Here is a 23,920-nt window from a genome sequence, read left to right as displayed (position 1 = left end):
AATGTGCTGTCAGTCGATTTAACGCTGATGAATATTTTCTAAGGTATCGACTAAGGTTCGCGTCGTTTGATCAATCTCATAATTCACGGCATCACCGACTTGGACATCTTTCCATGTAGTGAGGCGCAGTGTTTCAGGAATAAGATCGATTGAAATTTCACTGCTGGCACGATCAACACGGTTCACAGTCAAGCTACAACCATTGAGCCCAATAAAACCTTTGAGAAAGAAATATTTAATATTGCCTGTTGGAATGTGAATATCGAGATGAAAGGTTTCCCCGCGATGCTCTAAGTTTTTGATCGTGGCTGTGCCTTCGATATGACCATAAAGATTGTGACCACCATTTTCTGCGCCAACTTTGGCTGAGCGTTCGACATTGACCTCATCACCGGCCTTGAGAGCTTTTAGCGTGGTGAGTTGATTGGTCAAATCTGAGACATCAAAATGTACTTGGTTGGCTGCCAAATCAATATGTGTGGCCGTTAAACACACGCCATTAATCGCCACACTTGCCCCGATAAAGACATCATGAAAAAAATTCTGATGATTTGAAATCACCAAGGTTGTGAAGCCATTGCCTTGACGAATGTCTAAGACTTTTTCTAAACCTTGCACGATGCCTGTATACATGTGAGCGTCTCTAAAATGATTTGCGTTTTCTGTATTGTAGGGACAAAACGAACGCTCGGCTATGCTTTACAGTGACCATTTCAGTACAGCGTTTTGATCCCTAGCAGTTCGATCTTGGCAATGGCCTACAATGCTCGGAAAGTTTCAATTGCAGCTAAGCGAGACTGCTTTAAATCGACGATCGGTTGAGGGTAGTTCAATTCTAGTTGAGGATTTTTGGCAAAGGGTTGGTGAATTTGCTTTGCATCCAAATCTGCCAGTTCAGGTAGCCATTGATGTAAATAATCCCCGTTCGGATCAAATTTCTGAGATTGGCTGATCGGGTTAAAAATCCGAAAATAAGGTACAGCATCTGTACCCGTCGAGGCGCACCATTGCCAACCGCCATTATTGGCTGCTAAGTCACCATCGACAAGGTGCTGCATAAACCATTGCTCCCCCAACCGCCAATCGATCAGTAGATTCTTACTGAGGAACATGGCACAAATCATCCGCACCCGATTATGCATCCAACCCGTAGCCAGTAGTTGACGCATCCCTGCATCGACAATTGGAATGCCTGTCTGACCTTGCTGCCATGCAGCCAAGTCTTGTGGTGCATGGCGCCATTTTATTTTTAAGGTTTTGGTTTGAAACGGCTGGTGCTGAGATACCTGCGGGTAGTCAAATAAAATGTGTTGGTAAAATTCACGCCAAAGTAGCTCATCGAGCCACGTTTGTTGCCCTCTGTGGTCGATCTGGAAATAGCCACCTTGTTCACGAAACAGGGCTTGCAGACATTGGCGAATAGACAAGATGCCCAAGTTGAGATACATGCCAATTCGACTGGTAGCATTGAGCGCTGGATAGTCCCGATCATCAGCATAACGATGCAGATGTTGTTCAATAAATTCATCTAAGCACTGTATTGCGTGATCTTCTCCAATCGGCCAAAGCTCGATTTGAGCAGCTAACAGCGATGTGGGATAAAAAGGACGTAAATCAAATTGATTTTGCCACAGCGGATGCGGTTCGAGAGCCGCTTGGGCTTCAATAGTGGGATAACAAGTAGGCAGACTGATGCTCAATTTTTCGTAGCAATTTTTCTTAAATGCACCGAAAACTTGATAAGGATGTCCAGATTGATTGCGAATACTGCCAACAGGAAACAGGGTGCGGTCATGGTACAACTCGACAGAGATGTGCTGCTGTTCTAATAACTGTTGTACTTCGCGGTCTCGTTTAAGTTCATTCACACCATGTTCAATATGTGCATGCACAGTGTGTACATTGAGCTGAGTGCATATGCTTAAAAGCTCAGTGGCGATGTCTGACCAATGGGGAATATTCTGAATAATCAGTGGAATATTTAGCTCAGCCAATTGCTGTCGCAAAAGTTCCAGTTGGGCAAGATAGCGATGGATTTTAATGGGGGCATCGTCATGCCTTGCCCATTGTTCAGGAGAAAGCGCAATAAAGGCAATCGTTGGACCAGACTGTGTCGCCTGCCACAGTGCGCTATGGTCATGTCGTCTTAAATCTTGTCGAAACCAAACCAGTTGCATGTTTATTGCCTCGTTTGTGTTGGAAATATCACTGGAATTACGGGGGTATCTAGTGGTAATGAAATTATCTAAAAAATCGATTTCTATAAAAAACCATATAATATCTATGGTTTAAGTTAACCGATTGCGCACAATGCTGTCAGCTTAAGCGTACAAGCAACGAAGTTTTTGACGCTAGGCGCACTTTTAAATTTTACCTAAGATGAACTCATACAGGAACAGGACGTTCCGGAACATAAAACAATAACAAAGTGTTCACCATCAGGACTGTGAAGCAAGACAGGAGTCATGCTTAAGTATCCATATAGAAAAAGCCCGACAGGATGTCGGGCTTTTTCTTTGTCTACAGGTTAGCTCATTTTCTAGAATCAGAGCATGTCTTTAAATGGTACTCGAGATAAAAAATCCCCTAAGCCGAGCCTTAGGGGAGGAAAGTGAAGTGAGCCGGTTGTGATTATTATGCTGATTACATGAGCTGTGACTGCATCAACAATTATGCTGATTTAGCCTGCACAACTTGCTGCTGTTGAGCTTCCAGTTCACGAACCAGTGGCAACACTTTTTCGCCAAAGTATTCCACTTCTTCAATGAAGTGGAGAAAACCTGAGAGAACCAAATCGACACCTACACTTTTGAGTTCCACAATGCGTTCGGCAATTTGTTGTGGCGTGCCAATCAGATTGGTTTTAAAGCCGTCGTTGTATTGAACCAAATCTTCAAAAGTAGATTTTGCCCAGTTACCTTCGCCTTCTTTTGTGGATGCACCTGCTTCACGAGTTGCATCGCCAAAGGCATTGACCGCTTCAGTATTGGCATTGTCGATAATAGCTTGAAGCACCGCTTGGGCTTCTTCCTCAGTATCTCGGGCAATGATGAAGGCATTCACCCCGATTTTGACCTGATGGTTATTGGCCTTGGTTTTTTCACGAATATCATCGATCTGCTTTTTCAACTCAGCAGGGGTATTGCCGTTGGTGAAGTACCAATCGGAAACACGTGATGCCATGTCACGTGCTGCACGTGAACTGCCACCTTGGAAGATTTCAATATGCGGTTTTTGCACCGGTTTCGGAGATAGAGTGTAGTCTTTAAATTGATAGTATTTACCATCAAAACTAAAGTTATCCTGCGTCCAAACGCCTTTTAGGCTACGAATGAATTCTTCAGAACGCGCATAGCGTTGATCATGCTCGGGCCATTCTTCTCCAATCGCATCAAACTCACCACGGAACCAACCACTCACGACATTAATTGCAATACGGCCATTGGTGAGATGATCGATGGTCGCCAATTGTTTCGCAGCCAGAGCTGGTTTCCAAGGGCCGGGTAAAATCGCGGCAATGACTTTGAGCTTTTCAGTTTTGGCCAAAATACCATGACTGAAACTCACCGACTCATGTTGATTTTCCGCGTTATAGCCTGCGGTAAAACGAATTTGAGTCAGCGCATAATCAAAGCCACTTTTTTCTGCAGCTTGTGCCAAACGCACGTTATAGTCATAGCTCCAATCGGTACGCTGTTCAATATTACTGACCACCAAACCACCACTGACGTTTGGTACCCAGTACGCAAATGTAATGTTTTTTTCTTGTACTGACATTTTGCAAACCCTCGGGATCGAATTGTTATGCTGTGGTGTTTAGGCCACTTGCGTTTTTGGCTTTTTACTATGCAGTCGAGCTTCAGCGGCATCCAAATTTGGAACAGCTGCAGAAGGAAGGACTTCTTCTTGCTCGATTTGCTTATTAATGCCCAAGTTTTGGTTGGCTTGTTGAGACTTGGCTTTCACCACTTCAGCACGCTGACCTTTGGCTGGAGCCCATTCCAAAATCGGCAGCGCACGTGCTACGGCTAAAGTAATGCGGTCACGGAGTAATTCACTATGAATGGTGTATTCAGGGGTGAAATCACGATCTGTTGCATAGACCCCAATCGGCAATGTTTGCGCTTGGAAGAAACTGAACAATGGACGCAGTTGATGTTCAAGCACTAAAGCATGGCGTTCAGAACCACCCGAAGCTGCAAGCAAGACAGGAACATCGACCAATGCAGTTTGTTCGACAAAGTCAAAGAAGTGTTTAAACAGACCTGTAAATGAAGCACGATAAACTGGTGTTCCAACAATCAGTGCATCAGCAGCTTCAACGGCAGCAAGGTCATCTTGTACACGTTGTGGCAATTGGTTACGGTAAATCGCGCCACCTAATAAATTGCCAATTTCGCTAAACTTAATAAAATGCACATTGATTGGAGTCGCATCACCGAGCTCATCAACAATGGCTTGTACCAAAGCTTCAGTTTTAGATGGATTGTTTAGACCACCTGACACAGCAACAATATTCAGGGGTTTTTGTAGATTAACTTGAGACATTTTTTAAACCTAAAAGTGTGGTTTCTCGGAATGCCTTTTATTAATCCCGATGGGTGGATCACTGTAAAATAACGAAAATCAGAAAAGTTATCTGATTTTTAGATATGTTGGAAAAACCAGAAAATTCGTGAAATTTCAAATTTTAAACTGTTGATATTTCAACATATAATGCTTAGATATAAGCATTTTTACTGTGTTGATAAATTTTATATGAAAATATGATTAGATTTAAAGATTTATAGAAAATGCGAAAAAAGACGCATTTTAGGTGAAAATCTACATTTTAAATGCAAAAAAATAAGTTCTTGCATATCCTTCACATAGCATGTGTGGTTAGAATAGGGTCATTGTGCACAAGATCTCTCACGTTGCTTATGAATATTTTAATCGTTGATGATCACCCGCTGTTTCGTCATGCTTTAATTCAGGCGGTTCGTTATAGTTTGCCTCAGGCGCAAATTCATGAGACTGCAGCAGTCAATGAATGCTATGAACGTCTTGAAAATGGCCCTGAGCCTGATCTTGTGTTATTGGATTTAAACTTGCCGGGTGCTTCAGGCTTTTCTGCTCTGGTGCATATTCGCGCACAATATCCATCGATTCCAATCATTGTGGTCTCTGCGCATGAAGAAGCGTCGATTATCCAACGTGCGATTGCACATGGTGCGATGGGTTATATTCCAAAATCTGCGCATCCAAGCCACATTGGTGAAGCGATTCGTCAAGTCTTAGAAGGCGAGATTTGGTTACCACCAAATTTACCTGCCAACATGAACTTTGACCCACGTGCTGCAGATGAAACAGCATTGGCCGAACGTATTCAGTCTTTAACACCGCAACAATTCCGTGTGTTAATGATGGTGGCGGAAGGTTTGTTGAATAAGCAAATTGCCTATGAGTTAGATGTATCTGAAGCAACCATTAAAGCGCATGTAACGGCGATTTTCCGTAAGTTAGGCGTACAAAACCGAACTCAAGCTGTATTGGCAATTAATGCATTGAATATTGAAGAAAAGAAAATCTAAGGATTTTTTCCAAAAAAAAGACCTCCATCGTGGAGGTCTTTTTTTATGCTGTTTAAGCGATAGAACAATGCGAATTAAACCAATAACTGATATTACGCACCTAAAAGTAATTTCGCATTTTTAAAATGATTTTTAAGTCAGTTCGACGGAGTCTTACATCTAGGGATTAAATAAAGGGATCAGCCTTCGGCTGGAGGTACTTTTGTTTCGGCAAAAGTACCCAAAACCATTGTCATCCGCAAAACTCGTTCACTTGCGCCAAATTATTCAAAGTATCGCAAAAACATTTGTGATTAGAAGTCGTCCTGTCTCAAACACTTGCGGATGACGTTACCGCGTATCGTTCTTTTATTTGAATCAAATTGTGCTTCTGATGTTACTGCGTAACATCAGTTAATACCTTATATAAACAACTTCAACAATAACTTAAGCAATATAGTCTTGCTTAGGCGTCAGATCGGTACAGTACAAAGGGTTGAGCGCACATTGTAATTCATCAATTTGTTCATCGGACACATAGCCGCGCGCTTTGAGATAATCCGCGACACGGTCATCACGTAAACTCAGGAAAGCCGCATCATAAACACCCAAATCCACAAATAGGGCTGCAGTTTCTAAGCTGTTAAAACGATCCAGATAAACATCATTGTCATACATCAGGAAGATATGGTCTTGCTTGGAGTTGGCATCGACATTCAAACGTTGTGCCAATTCAAATGGCGCTGTTTTAATAAACAGTAAATCAGATAATTCATCAAACTGTGTTTTATCCAGCTGGTTTTTGTCGGTTTTGACTTTACCGAGCCACGCTTTAAACACCAAAACCGCACCACCACGCAGTAGCATGCTCCAAATCTGATGACGGGTGTCCAAACCCAAGCCATTGGATTCTGCTTCTAAATTTTGCAGCAGTAGGTCTTCTTGCTCTGCCAGTCGATCGAATAAGCCAAGGCCTTGAGGTTTGTAGGCATTCGGCGCAAAGACATCAAAATTCAGTTCATCAAACACTTGTAACGCGAGAGGAACGGCACTGCGATAGAGTGTTTCCAACGCTTCGACTTGCACATCACTTAATTTGCTGAACTTAAATAGCTGACGCCAATCGATCTCTGGCAAAATGGCATTGGCACCATACTGACGATGAAACTGTAGATTTTGATCAAAACCATGCGGCATTGTTTCTGAAATATTCACAAGATCACTCCTAATATGCGGGGGAGATCAGCTTCTCAAGTGTTGAGTTATGACGCTTCTTGAATTGGCTTGAAACTGATCAACTTCTTATGAATATTTTTAAAACGAACGGCCGCAGCTAAATATACGACTAAAGTTTTAGTTTTTATTTTTGGTTATAAAAATATGATTTAAATCAAATAGATTTTTAATTGTAACTAAGTGTACAAGTGTTCATTCACGCATTCGATATCTTTTGCCATAGGCAATCTTAATTTGATATTTATGGCTAATAAATAGACGAAATATCGGGGCTATTTTGAATGGTCTTGCCGTTGAGACAAATTTTTTTGCCAGTTAGGTAAGTTTAAGTAAAAGCAAGGTAAACAAAAGCCCATTTCATGTGAATGAAATGGGCTACTTTTCACAGAGCGATGTCCTGTAACAACGCTACTGATTTGAAATTTTTAAACCAGATAACCATGAACGCAGTGAAGCCGGTTTCAATGGTTTTTTCAGTAAGACGATGTTTAACTCTTTTAGACGTTGCGGTAGTTCAGGATCAGAATCTGCGGTAATCAGCGCCACAGGGACATTTTCCTGACGGTTATCTAAAATAAAGTCGAGACCGATCTTGTTGTTATTCAAGTGTTGGTCAACCAACCAAACTTGAATATTTTCTTGTTGAATCAACTCCATGGCCTGTTCAGGTTCAGTGGCTTTAAAGACTTGATAGCCCCATTTGGTCAGTAAGGTCGACATCCCTTCCAAAATGGTTTCATCATTGTCTAAGCACAGAATCTTATAGGCTTTGGTCTTCAGCGGAACCGCTTGAGTCGGTGCAGCGACCACTTTTGGCGCAGCGACCACAGGCACTTCAATCATAAAACACGAACCATGACCAAGTTCTGAGAACACATGCACTGGGTAGTCGAGTAGGCTGGTCATGCGTTGCACGATGGCTAAACCTAAGCCCAGGCCCTGTTCGCCCCAAGGAGAGGTATGTCCACAGCGTTCGAACTCTTGGAACAACTTAATGCGCTGTTCTTCCGCGATCCCTGGACCTGTATCCCAAACGCCAATACGAATATGTCCTGGACGTGCTGAACGTAGCACACCCACCACAACACGACCACGCGCCGTATAGCGTAGGGCATTGCTGACGAAGTTTTGAATAATACGACGAATCCACTGTGGGTCGGTGTCAATCCAGAACTGAGCATCATGTACGGTCAGTTTGATATTACGCTGTGCCGCAATCGATTTAAATTGCAGTTCAAGATCGCTGAGTAAGTCATGCAGCGGATAAGGCTGACGTTTTGGTTGAATGGTTCCACCTTCGAGTCGTGCGATATCCAAGAGGGCAGAGAGCATACTTTCCGCACCATGCAGCGCACGATCTAGTTGCTGAAGCGTTTTACGATCATCGTCATTTTGTACGCTTTGCTCGAGGGCGGTACTAAACAGGCGAGCAGCATGCATCGGTTGCAATAAGTCATGGCTTGCAGCAGCAATGAAGCGGCTTTTCGACATATTGGCTTTATCGGCTTGCTCACGTGCCAATTGTTGTTCGGACAGGGCATCTGCCAACTGTTGGGTACGGTCTTGTACACGCCCTTCAAGCAAGGCTTCATTTTCACGGAATGCAGTAATATCGGCAAAGGTCGTGACGAAACCACCGCCTTCGATCGGGTTCCCGCGCATCTGAATTACACGACCATCTTTACGAATTCGTTCAAATTCGTGTGCGCTGCCGACTTGCATCCAATGCATACGTTTACGCACATGTTCTTCGACTGAACCAGGACCACATTCGCCGCGTTCAGCGTTATAACGAATCAAGTCTGAAATTGGGCAACCGACATAGACAATGTCTTTTGGATAATCGAACAGTTTGAGGTATTGATTATTCCATGCCACCAAACACATATTTTCATCAACCACGGACACACCTTGAGTCATATGGTCGATCATGGTCATGATCAGGTTTTGGTTAAAGCGCTGCCACTGTGAGGCTTGGTCAAGAATATTTGCGACCTGACCGAGTGCTAAACCATTATTGACCATGGCTGTGGTGAGTAGGGTACGGGCAGATGCCGCACCGATGGTGCCAGCAAGATACTGTTCGGTAAAACGCCACCACATGCCGTTGGCGCTGCTATTTTCATTCAAAACGACATTGTTTTGTGCGCAGAACTGGTTGAAGGCGCGCATAGTTGGACCTTCACCGGTAATGCGTTTTGCCAAAGTAATCAGATCACCTACTTTTAAGCGTGCCACATCATGGTGAATATAGCTGATGTCGTTTGATGTACTTTGAGCCGGGAGGGGCTTGGTTTCATAATAAAAGAAACTTTCGGCCTGAATTTGCTCGGCAACACTTGGACGGAAGACGCGGGAAATCCAAATATAGAGGGTGATATTTAAACCCAGTGCCCAAACTACGCCATGGGTAAGTGGATCGAAAGATTCAAACCCTAACAGTGCTTCAGGACGTAACCAACTCAAGCCTAGCGGACCCTGACTTAAAAGATTTTCGGTAAATGTTTTAAATTGTTCAGGCAGGCTACGCAATACGGTTGGTAATAACAGGGTATAAGCCCACATGCCAAAGCCGACCAACAGACCTGCATATACGCCTTGCTTACTTCCGCCGCGCCAATATAAACCACCAATTAACGCCGGTGCAAACTGTGCCACAGCACTGAAGGCCAATAGGCCAAATACCGATAATTGGTCAATGTCATTGAAGAAATGGAAGAACAAGAAGCCCAATAACATGACCGCTAAAATACATACACGACGTGTGAATTTCAGTACGAGTGGTAGGCGTTTGTCATGACGTGACAATAAGCGTGTACGCCACAGTGCAGGCATGATCAAGTCATTACTGAGCATAATCGACAAGGCCACTGACGACACCAACAGCATACCTGTCGATGCTGAAAAACCACCGAGAAACGCAAGTAAGGTCAACCAGTCTTGGTTATAACTCAAAGGCAGTGAGAGCACGGCAACATCGGGGATTGCCAAGTAGGCAGGTGCTGCATGCAGCGCCCAACTGGCAATCGGGATGATCGCGATAATGGTTAAAATCAGATAAATGGCAAACCAACGACGAGCACCACGGATATGCTTTTCATCTCGCAGTTCAACCACCGCGACATGGAACTGACGTGGTAGACAAATAATCGCTAATGCAGCCAATAAAGTTTGAATCCAAAAGCTTTCTGGCACACCTTTGAGCTGAACATCTTTAAAGGTGGTGTTGATGTCATGGCTGATTTGAGCCATGTTTTCAGGTGATTCAAAAACAAAGAAAAATGCGACTGCAAGTAGTGCAAACAGCTTGACGAAAGACTCAAATGCCACAGCCAACATTAAGCCGCCGTGCTGTTCAGTATTGGCAATCTGTCGTGTCCCAAACATCATCGCCAAAATCGCCAATACACCAGTCAAAAACAGCACACTATTGGTGGTGCCGGTCAGACCAGCGGTCGGTTCTAAAATGACCGTTGCACTTAGGGCAATTGCACGTAGTTGCAAGGCTAAATAGGGAATAATGGCAATCACGGCAAGGATCGTGACTAATGACGCTAAGGGGCCACTTTTACCATATCGTGCTGCTACAAAGTCGGCAATCGATGAAATGGCATGATGCTGACGGACACGGCCTAAACGTCGCCAAATATCATAGCCGAGCGCAACAAATAGCAGCGGTCCTAGATAGATCGGCAGGAAAATAATGCCCTCACGAACCGCGGCACCTGTTGCGCCATAAAACGTCCAAGATGAACAGTAAACCCCTAAAGTTAGACTAAAGAGAAGCATTCTGCCGCGAGTACTGAGCCTGCTGGCATGCTTTTCACCAAAGAATGCACATACAAAGAGTAATGCGATGTAAAGGGCCAATACCCCGACGATAAGCCAACTATTCATAGAGCCTGCAGCATATTAATTCTCGCTTAATGATAACGCATCCATAGGCTTAGGGAGGTTATTGCTCAAAATTTAACGACCAAAGTCTAAATTACAAGAGATAAGGAACATTGGTAAGTTTAGCTTCGAAATAATTCGAATTAGAAAATTGCGCGCCAAGGTTCGGCGTAAGGAGAACATTATGGATGAGAGACAGGTAGAACAAATTCTACAGAATCCAAAATTTAAGGAAATGGTTAGCCGTAAAAGTAAGTTGAGCTGGACTTTGACGATCATCATGTTGGTGGTCTATGTCGGCTTCATGCTACTTGTGGGCTATAACAAAGAGTTCTTGATGCAATCCGTGAGTGGTGGTGTAACCACGATTGGTATGCCATTAGGTTTGAGCATTATTGTATTGTCATTCCTACTCTGTGGTGTGTATTCGTACATTGCAAATAATAAATTAGATGCATTAAACGAAGAAGCAATGCGTGAAGTAGAAGCAATTACTCAAGAAAAAGGACTTCACTAAGATGAAATGGAATTCATTGAAAGCAACAGCACTGGCGGCTCCCGCTCTGCTCATGTCAAGCATGGCAATGGCAGGACCAGATTTAGGTGAAGCACAGCAGCAAGCGACCAACTGGCACGCAATTATCATGTTTGCCATCTTTGTAGGTTTTACGCTGCTAATTACTAAATGGGCTGCAAAACAAACTACCAACACTGCAGATTTCTATACTGCTGGTGGTGGTATTTCAGGTTTCCAAAATGGTCTAGCGATTGCCGGTGACTATATGTCAGCAGCATCGTTCCTCGGTATTTCCGCAATGGTATTCAGTTCAGGCTTTGATGGCTTGCTGTATTCATTGGGCTTTATGGTGGGTTGGCCAATTGTATTGTTCTTAGTAGCAGAGCGTCTGCGTAACTTAGGTAAATTCAACTTATCTGACGTTGTATCGTTCCGTTTGGCTGAAAAACCAGTACGTACATTGGCAGCAATGAGCTCGCTGGTGGTTGTAGCGTTCTACCTAATCGCACAGATGGTAGGTGCAGGCCAGTTAATCAAATTGTTATTCGGTCTAAACTACAACATTGCGGTTGTGATTGTTGGCTTGCTGATGATGGCGTATGTAATCTTCGGCGGTATGTTGGCAACGACTTGGGTACAGATCATTAAAGCAGTGATGCTACTTTCTGGCGCAACGTTCATGGCATTCATGGTCATGAAGGGCGTGGGCTTCAGCTTCTCTGAAATGTTCTCACAATCTATTCAAGTTTTCTCTAAAGTTCACGAAGTGACTTTGGCAGAAGCGGGCAATATTATGGGGCCTGGTAAATTGGCTGCGAACCCAATTGATGCGATCTCTCTAGGTCTGGCATTAATGTTCGGTACAGCAGGTTTACCACACATCTTAATGCGTTTCTTCACGGTTAAAGATGCCAAAGAAGCGCGTAAATCAGTGGTTGTAGCAACAGGTTTCATTGGTTACTTCTACCTACTGACTTTCATCATTGGTTTTGGTGCGATCCTTTACGTTTCAAACAACCCACAATTCCTTGATGTTGCAAAAATGGCGGTAACTGGCAAGCTAGAGCTTGTTGGTGGTAACAACATGGCTGCGGTGCATTTATCTGATGCATTAGGCGGTGATTTGTTCATGGGCTTCATTTCAGCGGTGGCATTCGCAACGATTCTTGCAGTTGTTGCAGGTCTAACATTGTCTGGTGCTTCAGCTATTTCACATGACTTGTATGCAAACGTATTCAAGAAAGGTCAAACAACGCCAGAATCTGAACTTCGTATGTCTAAAATCGCGACTTTAGGTCTTGCGATCTTCGCGATGATTTTAGGTATCTTGTTCGAGAAACAAAACGTTGCATTCATGGTTGGCTTGGCGTTCTCTGTAGCAGCATGTGCAAACTTCCCAGTACTTGTATTGTCTATGTTCTGGAGAGGCTTGACCACTCGCGGCGCAGTGATTGGCGGTTTAGTAGGTCTGCTTACAGCAGTGACCCTAATTATCTTATCTAAAGCAGTTTGGGTAGATACATTTGGTATTTCTGAAACACCAATTAACCCGTTCAATGGTCCTGCAATCTTTGCAATGCCATTAGCATTCATCTGCTGCTGGTTGTTCTCTGTGACTGATAATTCAGCACAAGCACAAGCTGAGCGTAAAGCATTCGATGCACAGTATGTACGTTCACAAACTGGTATTGGTATCTCTGGTGCTTCAGATCACTAATCTGAATCGCCTAAAAAGCCCCTAATAAGGGGCTTTTTTTATATTTAGTGAATGATATGACGCAGAGGTTTGTAGACAAATCTCTGTCCTATTTGCGTGTATAATTTTCTCCATTGATCGACATTTTCCAATGGCCTTGATCATCTTGATAAGGCGAGCGCTGAATGGTGAATTGTTGAGAGAAATTATCCTGACCGATGCTAAAGCTCTGATCACCAAAACTGCTCAAATGGGCTTTTATTCGCGACTGTTCAGCACCACTGAAGGTTTGGTTGGCAATACTTTTTTCAGTATGTTCTTGATGGTAATACGTCACTTCGCCCGACGATTTGATCACTAATTCACTGTGGTTGTTTTGCCAAGTCCCCACATAATTTTCATGGCCTTTGAGGAGCGGACTGTTTTGTGTACAGGCAGAGAGCATGAGCAGACAGAGGGGAGCAAATACGAGATGTTTTTTCATAATGAAATCTACCACGCAGGAGATTTCTTTAAATGTGCGCCTGAATGCTGAAACTTACAATAAGCTTTTTGAGTTTCAAGGGTGATCAAAAAATTGAGGCAGAACAGTAGGCATATGTGATGTTTTTCAGGTCACGCTCAACAAATCTTTGCAGTAGAAGAAACTTGCTTCATGCTAATTTAAAATCAATCAGTTGATGATGCTTCAGATTGATCATTTCAGCGCATGATAAAAAAATATAGAGATTGAACATAATGCAAGGATTCGTGGATTTTTGGAAAAGCTTTAGACTTTTGCCCTCAGCATGGCTGTTACTGGTGCAGTTTCTGATCTTGATTTTAACTGCAATTACCCGAGAAAGCCTGTCTTTTCGTGCGCTGATTTGGGTGCTTGGGGTATTGGTATTGTTGATCATCGCCAAAGTAATTCGCCAAACTCCGATGTTTACGATTCTTGGGCTGAGTTTTGTTGGCTGTGCAGTATTGTTTTCTACTTTGATTATGCTGGGTGTAAATCATCCGAATATTCAAATTATTGCGCATGGTTTTGAAGCCTGTGCGTATTTTAGTGCCGCTTATGGCGTATTGCGTTATATGTTTGCAGATCGCTATTTAACCAAAGATGAACTCTTTGCAGCAGGAGCAGTTTTTACCCTCATCGCATGGGGTTTTGCCTTTCTCTATAGTATTTGTCAGCTGATTTATCCGGATAGTTTTGTGAATCCTGCAGCGCCGGGCATGCAGTCGTGGTTAGATTTATTATTTTTAAGTTTTAGTTTGCAGTCCGCAACGGGCTTGTCGGATCTCATGCCCGTGAGTGCGCCAGCACGGGTCTTGGCCATGCTTCAAATGTTCTGCGGGGTGATGTATTTGGCTCTCATCGTTTCACGCTTAATCGCCTTGCAATATATTGCCCATTTACCCGAACGTCATGAACCTAAAGACAAATAATGGCAGTAAAAAAGGACGCACATGCGTCCTTTTTGTCTTCAGGATCTAATATAAATTAGAAACGGAATTTAGCATTTACGCCAACAGTTTGGGTATCAAGCGCAACAACTTCTTTAGCATTAGCATTTACATAGCTAGCACCAACTGCAACAGCAGGAGTGATGAAGTAGTTTACATTCGCGCCCCAAGCTGAGTCTGGAGTACCTTCAAAGCTAGATTCAGCGTAAGAAGCACCAACGCTTAATTTAGGAGTTACGAAAAGATCAGTTTTGAATTGGTAAGCAGTGTCATCACCGTAGATGATGCCTGATTCGAAACCAATTGCCATGTTAGTGTCGTCGATTGCGCCAACATATTTAGCACGTGCAGTGATTGCGTCTTGGTCTTGACCAATAGTTGTAGCTTCAGCAACAGCTTTAGCAACACCGTTACCCATAACGTTGAACGCGTCAACAGCAGCTTGGTCAGCAACGCTAGTGTAACCAACAGCAACTAAGAAGTTTTGAGTTGGAAGCGCACCAACTTCTAATGCATAACGGTCGCCATTGCCTTCTAATTCTTTAGATACTTGGTTTTTAGAATCTAAAATAGTGTGGCTGTAAGACGCGCTTGCATATACAGGAACAATTTTAGTTGGAACATAAGCTTCAGCTTTAGCGCCAAAGTTATGAGCAACTACGTCAACACCTTGTGAACCAACTTCGCCGTAGTTGTAAGCAACAGATACGTTAGAAGCTTGGTTTAAGAATGCAGCTTCTGCTAAAGGGCCTTTTGTAGAGTCAACATTTTTGAAGTAGTAAGTACCTTGAACACCACCAATGAAATCTTTGTCATTTGTAGTTGTGTCGATGTATTCTGCTTGGCCTTGAACTTCAAATTGGTAAGCTTGAGCACCGGTCATGGCTAATAATAAAGCAGTGGCTAAACCGAGTTTTTTCATGATTTTCTACCAGTTGTTACAAATGGATTAAACATTGAGCATTGTATTGTAACAATATATTAAGTCAATGATCCTAAAGGTTATTATTCAGTCTCTGACTCAGATCTTTATTTCATAATAAGAAATTCAGTTTTTACTCTAACTAATAAGTCACTGAAAAAAAATCATTGAGAACAATTAAGTAAGTTTGATTAAATTCTTAATTAAAAAAATACACTTGAAAAAATACACAGCTTTTTAATCTAAAATAACAATTATTATTGTTATTTTAATTCAAAATAACATTTATTGTAGTGGGCAAATTCTAACGCTTTTCACGCATTTGAAGCGATAAATTGCGGTTTTGACTGCCGATTTGTTGGGCGAAAACTGTTTATTTGCATAGTAAATGGACGTTTTTGTTTTAAATCTGAGGTCCATTTCACTTAAATGAATATCTTGGTGATAAGTTTAATACCATTATGAAATACTTGGCTTTACATCAGGTTTTATTTGATTCATAATTTGCCAATCGAGTCGTTACACAGTTTAAAAGTGTGACTTTGACCCTGATTCTCCATAGTTTGTTTTTTATTCGCCCAGCTTTCCCCAAGGTTGGGCTTTTTTTTTGTCTAAAAATGGAACTTTACCGCAAAGATTATAGATAAAACGGAGATGGAATAAAAATAAATGCCCTTTTATGGTGCATATATTATTGGATTTATCATCGAGTTGTGTAGGCACAGACAAAAAAAATCCTGATTTTCATGGAAAATCAGGATTTTTTAGCCAAAATTTTCGGGAAACTAAAATATTCTGCTGAGGAAGAAATCTAGTGTGCCCTAATACGGTGCATTCTGCACCAATTTATTGCAATTGTAAATATTTATTTAAGCAAGTTCATAAAAAAATTTATTCCTTTCAAATATGTTGCTGTTTTTTTAGCGAATTATCTCGTTTCAAAGTGATAAAAATGTGACAGGTTAAACACATTTGTATAGAATTTAGAGCTATAAATGTTCACTTTACAAATTAATAAATTATTGATCATTAATTTAAATATTCCCGCGTTTAGTTGAGAAGTGGGTTGGGGTATGCAACAAGTGTGGGGCATAAAATAGATGGAAACATTACGAACAGAGCATATTAGTAAGCGCTTGCAACTTGCGATGCTAGTAATCGTCTTGTCTATCGTATTTATCAGTGTTCCATTGATTGTGAGCAGCAATCAAAATTACCTCAAAAGTGCCGAAGCGCTGAAAGAAATTCAGATGCTGAAAATGGTGGCAGATTTAACCAACCAAATTTCTCGTGAACGTGCGCCAGCTAACAGTGCAATGTCGAGTCAAGGTGAACAGCGCGAGCAAAAAATTATTGAGTTGGCTGAATATCGCCAAGGTGTCGATCAACAATATCAAGATACACTGAAAGTTTTAAAAGAAACGGGCTTTGCACCGATCGCCCAGCAGTTAGAGTCCAATTTATATCCGTATTTGTTGCAGGGTCGCAAAACGGTCGATCAATATATTGCTTTGCCGATACAACAGCGTGACGCTGAAAAAATGGATCATGCCATTTTGGCGATGTTTCAAGCTTGGGATCAAAGCTATATTGCCTTGCAGAAATTGGTCAATCATTCACATGGTAAAGATACCCGCGTATCGAATTATTACACGCTGATTTTATTACTGGCAGAATTACGTGATCAGGCGGGACAAGTCGCATCAAACATTATGGCTGCGGTATCGTTTCAACAGGAAATTCCAGAGCAAAATCTAGCGCGGACTTTACAAACCCAGCGTCAAACACGCTATTTATGGGAATTGATCAATGTCGTGCAGTCCGAACATGACAAAACACCCGAGTTTAAACAGTTACATCATGCGGTACGGACGAAATTTTTAGATAAAGGTTTACCGATTATCGACGGTTTGGCGCAAAAAAGTCTTCAACATCAGCGTTATCACATGGATGGTACTCAGCTCACTGATGCAATGGTGGATAAATTTGTTACAGTGGTGGAATTGCAAAGTTATATTTTAGATTACAGTCTAAAAGTGGCTGCGGACGAACAACGTGAAGCGCGAAATAAATTGATCTTTACGCTTTTTCTCTCGCTCGTGTCATTACTGACTGCAGTATTAACCATGTTCTATGCCAAGAAATGGGTGTTTGAACCTTTAATTCGTGCACGTAATCAGTTATTTAAGCTGGCTCGGCACCGACAAATTGATCAAGGCGTGATTGAACCCAGCAAATTAGGTTATCTCAGTTTATTTGACGCCATTCAGCATATTGAAAATATGCTAGAACAACGTGATGCCTTTGAGTTTCAGCTTAAACATATTGCCAATACGGACTCACTCACCAATGTTGCCAATCGTTTTGCTTTAGATGAATATATTAAATTTCGCGACAGCCAAAGTTCAGGTTTTTTACATACAGCACTGATCGTGATTGATATTGATCACTTTAAACAGGTGAATGATCGCTATGGGCATATTGTTGGCGATTTGGTGATTCAACATGTTGCCAATCAATTACGCCAACATATTCGTTCATCTGACTTGGTGGTGCGATATGGTGGAGATGAGTTTTTAGTCCTGATCGAGGGGATTGATATGCTCAAAGCCCAGCACATTGCCGAAACCATACGGCATGATATTCAGCATGTGAATTTCAATTTGGCAGAAGACGAAGCAGATCTCATCGTGACGGTGAGTATTGGTGTGGCAGTGGGTGCCAAAAGCTGGATCGATTTATTAGAGCGCGCAGACCAAGCATTATTTAAAGCCAAAGCTGCGGGGCGTGACCGTGTTTCAGCCTAAACGCAGCTTGATATTCATAAATATCTTGGCAGATTCATAAAGTTAGCTAGAAAAATCAATTAATCTTCATCTTTATATAATTTATTGCAGGCTTGTTGGTTCATTTGACTACCATCTTCATTCCAACACTGGGCTTGGGTAATTTTGCCTAAATCGTACTGAAGCACCGCTTCAGGTTGCCCATTGTCATACCAAATTTTATAACTGTTATGACGAACGCCATTACGATAATAACCTTGGCGTTCTAGTTTGCCGTTTTCAAACCACATTTTCAGCTCGCCAATCAATTTATTGTTTTGAAAATTGGCATAGGTCCACGGTTTACCATTACTGTACCAGCGTTGGCGCAGGCCATTTTCGATCCCATTTTTATAATTTTGAGAAAAAGCCAGTTGCCCATTTGGATGCCAAATTTTGTAATCCCCCTGAGATTCACCATTGATGATGCTACTTTCTTGCTCTTTTATCCCATTGGCAAACCAAAACTCAAGTTTGCCCTCGTACTCCCCATTTTTATAGGCAATACGGCTACGGGGTTTGCCGTTGGGGAAGAAACTTTCAAATACGCCTGAGCCTTGAATACCATCTGGAAAGTGAATTAAATGTTCACATTCACCATTTTTAATTTTGCTGTTGCTCAGAAAGATGGTGGTTAGGGCATTGCCATTGGCATAGACATATTGATTTTCATAGATCCCTTTGTGTGAAGTCGGGGTACTGAGGGCTTTACACTGCGGCTTATCTTTCCATGGGCTAAGATCAGGGTCTTCTTGTGAGACAAACAGCACCATGTATTCGTTTAGATAGCCATCGGCAAAGCTATATATTGGACATAATAAGAGACTGAAACTTAAGATAAATTTATTCATTGTTAGTATGCTTTTATATTTTAAAAAGTTAAAAATTATTCGTTGTTGAGTCCACGATAGGCGTCATCATAAGGATGTTTTGTTTAAAAATAAATAGTCGATATGCTAAGTTTGGAACAGATACAAGACTGTTGAAAAGTACACAATTCAGGTTTGAACTTCATCTTATACTGTGGACTTTAAACGCCATAAAAATAGTGCAATGAAAAAAATATATCTATCGTTGATGACTGTCCTGAGTTTGTCCGCATGTACAGCAAATGAAGGCATGTTGGATTCATCTCAACACTTAAAACAAACGGCTCAAGCCAATTTAGCAAATTCACGGGTGAGTGAAATTCCGTCTTTATTTAATCAAGCACAGACACAGGCGGTATTTGTCACATTTGATGGTCAGAGCATGAGCCATTATGGCAATGACTTACAGCGCGCCCAGACAGCATACATTCCTGCATCTACCTTTAAAATGTTAAATGCTTTAATTGGTTTGCAGCATCAGAAGGCGACAACCACTGAAGTTTTTAAATGGAAAGGTGAAAAACGTGCTTTCCCATCATGGGAAACAGACCTGACTTTGGGTGAGGCGATGCAAGCGTCTGCGGTGCCTGTTTATCAGGAACTCGCAAAGCGAATAGGCTTGGCTTTAATGCAACAAGAAGTCAAACGGGTCGGTTTTGGCAATGCCAATATTGGCAAACAGGTGGATAATTTTTGGTTGGTTGGGCCGTTAAAGATTACGCCTGAACAAGAAGTCAAATTTGCGTATCAGCTTGCGACAGAGAAATTACCGTTTGATGTCGCGGTACAAAAGCAAGTCAAAGATATGCTTTATATTAAAAGCCGTGGGGATGCGAAGTTATATGCCAAGAGTGGTTGGGGTATGGATGTAGAGCCGCAAGTTGGGTGGTATACCGGTTGGGTAGATGATGGTCATGGCAAGATCACGGCGTTTAGTTTGAATTTGCAGATGGCAGCAGGGGATGATGTGGCGGAGCGTAAGCAGTTAACTTTGGATGTGTTGGATAAGTTGGGTGTGTTTCATTATTTACGTTAATTTTTTGAGTTTTGAGTTTTGAGTTTTGAGTTTTGAGTTTTGAGTTTTGAGTTTGCATTGGGGTTGAGTTCCATTACGTAGGAGATTCATACTTTTGAAAGCACAAAAATAAGCAAAATGCTTTTGTTTGGTTGAAGGTACGTCCGAACGGTTCGAGTAGAATGTATAAAATGATGGCACGAATTTTATGGATGGATTTAGTTCAGGTTATTTTCAAAAAAATATGCTTTTCTAAACGTCCTTGCTTAGCATTGGGTTCGAGTTTCCATTGTGTAGGAGATTCCTACTTTTGAACGCACAAAAGTAGACAAAATGCTTTTGTTTGACTGAGGGCACATCCGTGCTGCCCCACTCAAACAGGCGACATCCATGTCGCCGTCATGTGATTGAATATTGTGAAGAACAAGAATTTATGTAGAAATGGCTTTGTTTAAGCTCGTATAAAGTAATTTTCTAGCCTCTAAAATTTCAAATCTATATTGAGCAGTTGTTTCAACATTGATAGCTCCATTTTTACAAAGTGTATAAGCGTTAAATTTTCCGAGTAATTCGCCATAAATTCTTAGCTTTTCTTGTTGTTCAATATATCCATGTATAAGAAGTAAACCTTCATTTTTGCTAAGCAAATTAAAGTCATTAAAAAGTGCATGTCTTAGAGGTTTAAGTCTGTCTGAAATCTCATTAAGAGCTAGTTGAGATTGTTTTGTTTCAAATTCAAAAATTGCCCAAATTTTTAAAACGAGATGATTTATTTCCTCGAGATCTTTGGAAATATTGGTCAATAAATTACGATTATATAGAAGGTTATCTTTTGCAACTGATGCTGAAATATTTGCCTTTTGATTTTAGTAGGTGATTACGCCAGTTAGCAGTGCTCCTAAACCAATTTTTACGGATGTATCAATTATCTCTAATAAAGTCATATAAATAAAAACGGTGAATGAATCACCGTTTTATCATGCACTTAAAGGAAAGAGAATCTTATTTCAACATCGGCTTTAAAAACTTCGCTGTATGCGACACTTTATTCTTCGCAACAACTTCAGGTGTACCTTCGGCAATAATCATACCGCCACCCGCACCACCTTCAGGGCCTAAGTCCACAATCCAATCGGCAGTTTTAATCACATCCAAATTATGCTCAATCACCACGATGGTATTACCCTTATTACGTAGCTCATGCAGGATGTCGAGCAATTTGGCAATATCATGGAAGTGCAGACCTGTCGTCGGTTCATCAAGCACGTACAAGGTTTTGCCTGTATCACGTTTCGCCAACTCACGTGCCAATTTCACACGCTGCGCTTCACCACCTGAAAGTGTGGTTGCAGACTGACCCAAACGGATATAGCCCAAGCCCACTTGGTTCAAGGTTTCCAAACGACGGTGAATCACAGGAATAGCATCGAAGAAATGCATCGCATCTTCAACCGTCATTTCTAAGACATCTGAAATATTACGACCTTTATAGCCAACTTCTAACGTTTCACGGTTATAGCGTTTGCCGTGGCAGGCATCACAAGGCACATACATATCAGGTAAGAAGTGCATTGCAACCTTAATCATCCCGTCACCTTCGCAGGCTTCACAGCGACCACCTTTCACGTTAAATGAGAAACGACCTGCCGCATAACCACGTGCTTTGGCTTCAGGAGTTTGCGCAAACAGTTCACGAATAGGTGTGAACAAACCGGTATATGTTGCAGGGTTTGAACGTGGTGTACGACCGATTGGGCTTTGGTCAATATCAACGACTTTATCTAGGAACTGTAAGCCATCAATCGAATCAAATTTCTCAGCCGTTAATGTGGTTGCACCATTCAATTGAGTCGCTGCAAGCGGCAATAATGTCCGGTTAATCAGCGTCGATTTACCTGAACCTGATACACCTGTCACACAGGTCATCACACCTAAAGGAATAGTCAAATCGACATTTTTCAGGTTATGACCCGCAGCACCCATTAACTTAATTTGCTCTTCAGGTTTTGGCGGTTGTGTGCGTGTTTTCGGCACATCAATACTGAGCTTTCCTGATAGATATTGACCAGTTAATGAATCTGGATTTGCCAAAATTTCATCATACGTCCCTTCGGCAATCACATGACCGCCATGCACACCTGCACCGGGGCCGATATCAATAATATGATCGGCGGCACGGATCGCGTCTTCATCATGTTCTACAACTAGTACGGTATTACCTAAGTCACGCAAACGTACTAGGGTTTCCAATAGGCGGTCATTATCACGCTGATGCAAACCAATAGAGGGTTCATCCAGCACGTACATTACGCCCATCAGGCCCGCGCCAATTTGCGAAGCCAAACGAATACGCTGAGCTTCACCACCCGACAGTGTTTCTGCCGAACGCGATAAACTTAAATAGTTCAAACCGACAGAGACTAGGAAGTGCAAACGTTCACGAATCTCTTTGAAAATCTTGTCAGCAATTTCGCCTTTGGCACCGCTTAAGTTGAGGTCTTGATAATAGCTTTCAGCATCGCCGATCGACATCTTGGTGATTTGCGCGATGGTTTTATCTTTAACTCGAACATGACGTGAAATTTCATTGAGACGTGAGCCACCGCAAGCATCACATGCAGCATTGGATAAATACTGCGCCAAATCTTCACGCACGTAGTTTGATTCGGTTTCACGGTAACGACGTTCTAAATGCGGCAAAATCCCTTCAAAGGCTTGTACTCGTTTATGCGAGCGACCACGTTCATCAATATAACTGAGGTCAACTTTTTCCTTGCCTGTACCATAAAGGAATTTCTTTTTGGTCTCGGCATCCAGTTCATTCCATGGGGTTTCCAAAGAATAGCCAAAATGATCAGCGACTTTCTGAATCATACTATAGTAATACGGACGTTGACGGTCCCAACCACGGATTGCCCCTTGGCTAATCGAAACTTCATTATTGGGAATCAATTTGTCAGCACTAAAATGGCTGCGTGTGCCTAAACCATCACAAACAGGGCATGCACCGAATGGATTATTGAAGGAAAATAGACGCGGTTCGAGTTCACCTACGGCACGCTCACATTCAGGGCAGGAGTGTTTGGCTGAAAATACGCGGTCTTCTTGTTCGCCTTTCATCCACGACAAAATGGCAATGTCGCCGCCCATGCGTAAAGCCGTTTCAAAACTTTCTGCAATCCGGTTACCAAGATCATCACGTACTTTAAAACGGTCAACGACCACTTCAATGGTGTGCTTTTTCTTTTTGTCTAATTCGGGTGGTGTGTCGATATCAATGACTTCACCATCGACACGGGCACGGACAAAACCCTGACCTTGTAATTGTTCAAATAAGTTGGTGTATTCACCCTTACGGTCACGGACCACAGGGGCAAGCAACATAAGCGCCGTGCCTTCTTCTAGACCTTTGACGGTATCGACCATTTCAGACACAGTCTGAGCCACCATCGGGAGGTCATGTTCAGGACAATACGGCGTGCCGACACGGGCATAGAGTAGACGTAAATAGTCGTAAATTTCGGTGATTGTTCCCACTGTTGAGCGTGGGTTATGGCTAGTTGATTTTTGTTCAATGGCAATCGCGGGACTCAAGCCTTCAATCGAGTCGACTTCGGGCTTTTCCATTTGCGAAAGGAATTGGCGCGCATAGGCAGATAAGGACTCGACATAGCGACGTTGACCTTCAGCATACAAGGTATCAAAAGCCAAAGAGGACTTCCCTGAACCAGAAAGACCCGTAATGACCACAAACTTGTCGCGTGGAATATCGAGTGACACATTTTTTAAGTTATGGGTACGTGCGCCTCGAATACGGATATGGCTTTGGCTCATGCAAGGGGTCCTAAAAGATTCATCGAAAAACCTATATATGATAGCGCATGAAAAATGTTCAAGCTTTATTTAAATGAAATTAAACGTCAGCCTATGACGGCTAAATTA

17 protein-coding genes are annotated in these 23,920 nt (G+C 42.2%); 6 read left to right on the top strand and 11 right to left on the bottom strand.

Annotated elements, in window-relative coordinates; all coding sequences use genetic code 11:
• Positions 1-18: 18 nt before the first annotated feature.
• The 4 genes from FTU06_RS06710 to msuE all read right to left on the bottom strand — a co-directional run bounded on the left by FTU06_RS06710 (position 19) and on the right by msuE (position 4,548).
• A complete protein-coding gene (locus tag FTU06_RS06710; protein ID WP_180145674.1) occupies positions 19-633 on the bottom strand; it encodes a riboflavin synthase subunit alpha in 615 nt (204 codons plus the stop codon).
• 125 nt (positions 634-758) lie between these two features.
• Complete coding sequence (locus FTU06_RS06705; RefSeq protein ID WP_180145672.1) at positions 759-2,177, bottom strand: deoxyribodipyrimidine photo-lyase; 1,419 nt, start codon at positions 2,175-2,177, stop codon at positions 759-761.
• 493 nt (positions 2,178-2,670) lie between these two features.
• Entirely contained in the window at positions 2,671-3,777 is a 1,107-nt protein-coding gene (gene sfnG, locus FTU06_RS06700) for a dimethylsulfone monooxygenase SfnG (RefSeq protein WP_180145668.1), read from the bottom strand.
• Positions 3,778-3,816: 39 nt separating this feature from the next.
• Positions 3,817-4,548, bottom strand: a complete 732-nt coding sequence (gene msuE, locus FTU06_RS06695; RefSeq protein WP_180012447.1) for an FMN reductase — start codon at positions 4,546-4,548, stop codon at positions 3,817-3,819.
• Between the two features lie 374 nt (positions 4,549-4,922).
• On the opposite strand from msuE, the gene FTU06_RS06690 reads away from it, so the two are divergent.
• Complete coding sequence (locus tag FTU06_RS06690) at positions 4,923-5,573, top strand: response regulator transcription factor (protein ID WP_078190543.1); 651 nt, start codon at positions 4,923-4,925, stop codon at positions 5,571-5,573.
• A 426-nt stretch (positions 5,574-5,999) separates the two neighbouring features.
• Here the strand turns inward: FTU06_RS06690 and FTU06_RS06685 are convergent, their stop codons facing one another.
• Both FTU06_RS06685 and FTU06_RS06680 read right to left on the bottom strand, forming a co-directional pair.
• Entirely contained in the window at positions 6,000-6,749 is a 750-nt protein-coding gene (locus tag FTU06_RS06685; protein ID WP_171525947.1) for a hypothetical protein, read from the bottom strand.
• Positions 6,750-7,196: 447 nt separating this feature from the next.
• Positions 7,197-10,685, bottom strand: a complete 3,489-nt coding sequence (locus tag FTU06_RS06680) for a PAS domain-containing hybrid sensor histidine kinase/response regulator (protein ID WP_078190541.1) — start codon at positions 10,683-10,685, stop codon at positions 7,197-7,199.
• Positions 10,686-10,866: 181 nt separating this feature from the next.
• On the opposite strand from FTU06_RS06680, the gene FTU06_RS06675 reads away from it, so the two are divergent.
• Together FTU06_RS06675 and FTU06_RS06670 are read left to right on the top strand one after the other, a co-directional pair.
• Positions 10,867-11,199, top strand: a complete 333-nt coding sequence (locus tag FTU06_RS06675) for a DUF485 domain-containing protein (RefSeq protein WP_078190540.1) — start codon at positions 10,867-10,869, stop codon at positions 11,197-11,199.
• A gap of 1 nt (position 11,200) precedes the next feature.
• Positions 11,201-12,916: a cation acetate symporter gene (locus FTU06_RS06670; RefSeq protein WP_180108842.1), complete on the top strand. Its 1,716-nt coding sequence runs from the start codon at positions 11,201-11,203 to the stop codon at positions 12,914-12,916.
• Between the two features lie 88 nt (positions 12,917-13,004).
• Here the strand turns inward: FTU06_RS06670 and FTU06_RS06665 are convergent, their stop codons facing one another.
• Positions 13,005-13,379 carry a hypothetical protein gene (locus FTU06_RS06665; protein WP_180008801.1) on the bottom strand — a complete coding sequence of 125 codons (375 nt, stop codon included), beginning with the start codon at positions 13,377-13,379 and terminating at the stop codon, positions 13,005-13,007.
• Between the two features lie 254 nt (positions 13,380-13,633).
• On the opposite strand from FTU06_RS06665, the gene FTU06_RS06660 reads away from it, so the two are divergent.
• Positions 13,634-14,329 (top strand): ion channel, encoded by a 696-nt coding sequence (locus FTU06_RS06660; RefSeq protein WP_180145665.1) that lies wholly within the window; start codon positions 13,634-13,636, stop codon positions 14,327-14,329.
• A 55-nt stretch (positions 14,330-14,384) separates the two neighbouring features.
• Here FTU06_RS06660 and omp33-36 read toward each other — a convergent pair whose 3' ends face one another.
• On the bottom strand, positions 14,385-15,269 hold the full coding sequence (gene omp33-36, locus FTU06_RS06655; protein ID WP_180145662.1) for a porin Omp33-36: 885 nt from the start codon (positions 15,267-15,269) through the stop codon (positions 14,385-14,387).
• 1,100 nt (positions 15,270-16,369) lie between these two features.
• Here omp33-36 and FTU06_RS06650 point away from each other — a divergent pair.
• Complete coding sequence (locus FTU06_RS06650; RefSeq protein WP_180145658.1) at positions 16,370-18,076, top strand: GGDEF domain-containing protein; 1,707 nt, start codon at positions 16,370-16,372, stop codon at positions 18,074-18,076.
• 59 nt (positions 18,077-18,135) lie between these two features.
• Here the strand turns inward: FTU06_RS06650 and FTU06_RS06645 are convergent, their stop codons facing one another.
• Complete coding sequence (locus FTU06_RS06645) at positions 18,136-18,945, bottom strand: toxin-antitoxin system YwqK family antitoxin (protein WP_171262640.1); 810 nt, start codon at positions 18,943-18,945, stop codon at positions 18,136-18,138.
• Positions 18,946-19,147: 202 nt separating this feature from the next.
• On the opposite strand from FTU06_RS06645, the gene blaOXA reads away from it, so the two are divergent.
• Positions 19,148-19,999: a class D beta-lactamase gene (gene blaOXA, locus FTU06_RS06640; protein ID WP_373684696.1), complete on the top strand. Its 852-nt coding sequence runs from the start codon at positions 19,148-19,150 to the stop codon at positions 19,997-19,999.
• A gap of 410 nt (positions 20,000-20,409) precedes the next feature.
• Here blaOXA and FTU06_RS06635 read toward each other — a convergent pair whose 3' ends face one another.
• Positions 20,410-20,781 (bottom strand): hypothetical protein, encoded by a 372-nt coding sequence (locus FTU06_RS06635; RefSeq protein WP_180063012.1) that lies wholly within the window; start codon positions 20,779-20,781, stop codon positions 20,410-20,412.
• Positions 20,782-20,980: 199 nt separating this feature from the next.
• Positions 20,981-23,812 (bottom strand): excinuclease ABC subunit UvrA, encoded by a 2,832-nt coding sequence (uvrA, locus tag FTU06_RS06630; protein ID WP_180063011.1) that lies wholly within the window; start codon positions 23,810-23,812, stop codon positions 20,981-20,983.
• Positions 23,813-23,920 lie beyond the last annotated feature (108 nt).

The organism is Acinetobacter sp. YH12052, from assembly GCF_013419835.1.
Taxonomy (GTDB): domain Bacteria; phylum Pseudomonadota; class Gammaproteobacteria; order Pseudomonadales; family Moraxellaceae; genus Acinetobacter; species Acinetobacter amyesii.
Note: the sequence above shows the minus strand (reverse complement) of the source record. Positions and strands in the feature narration are given on the sequence as shown.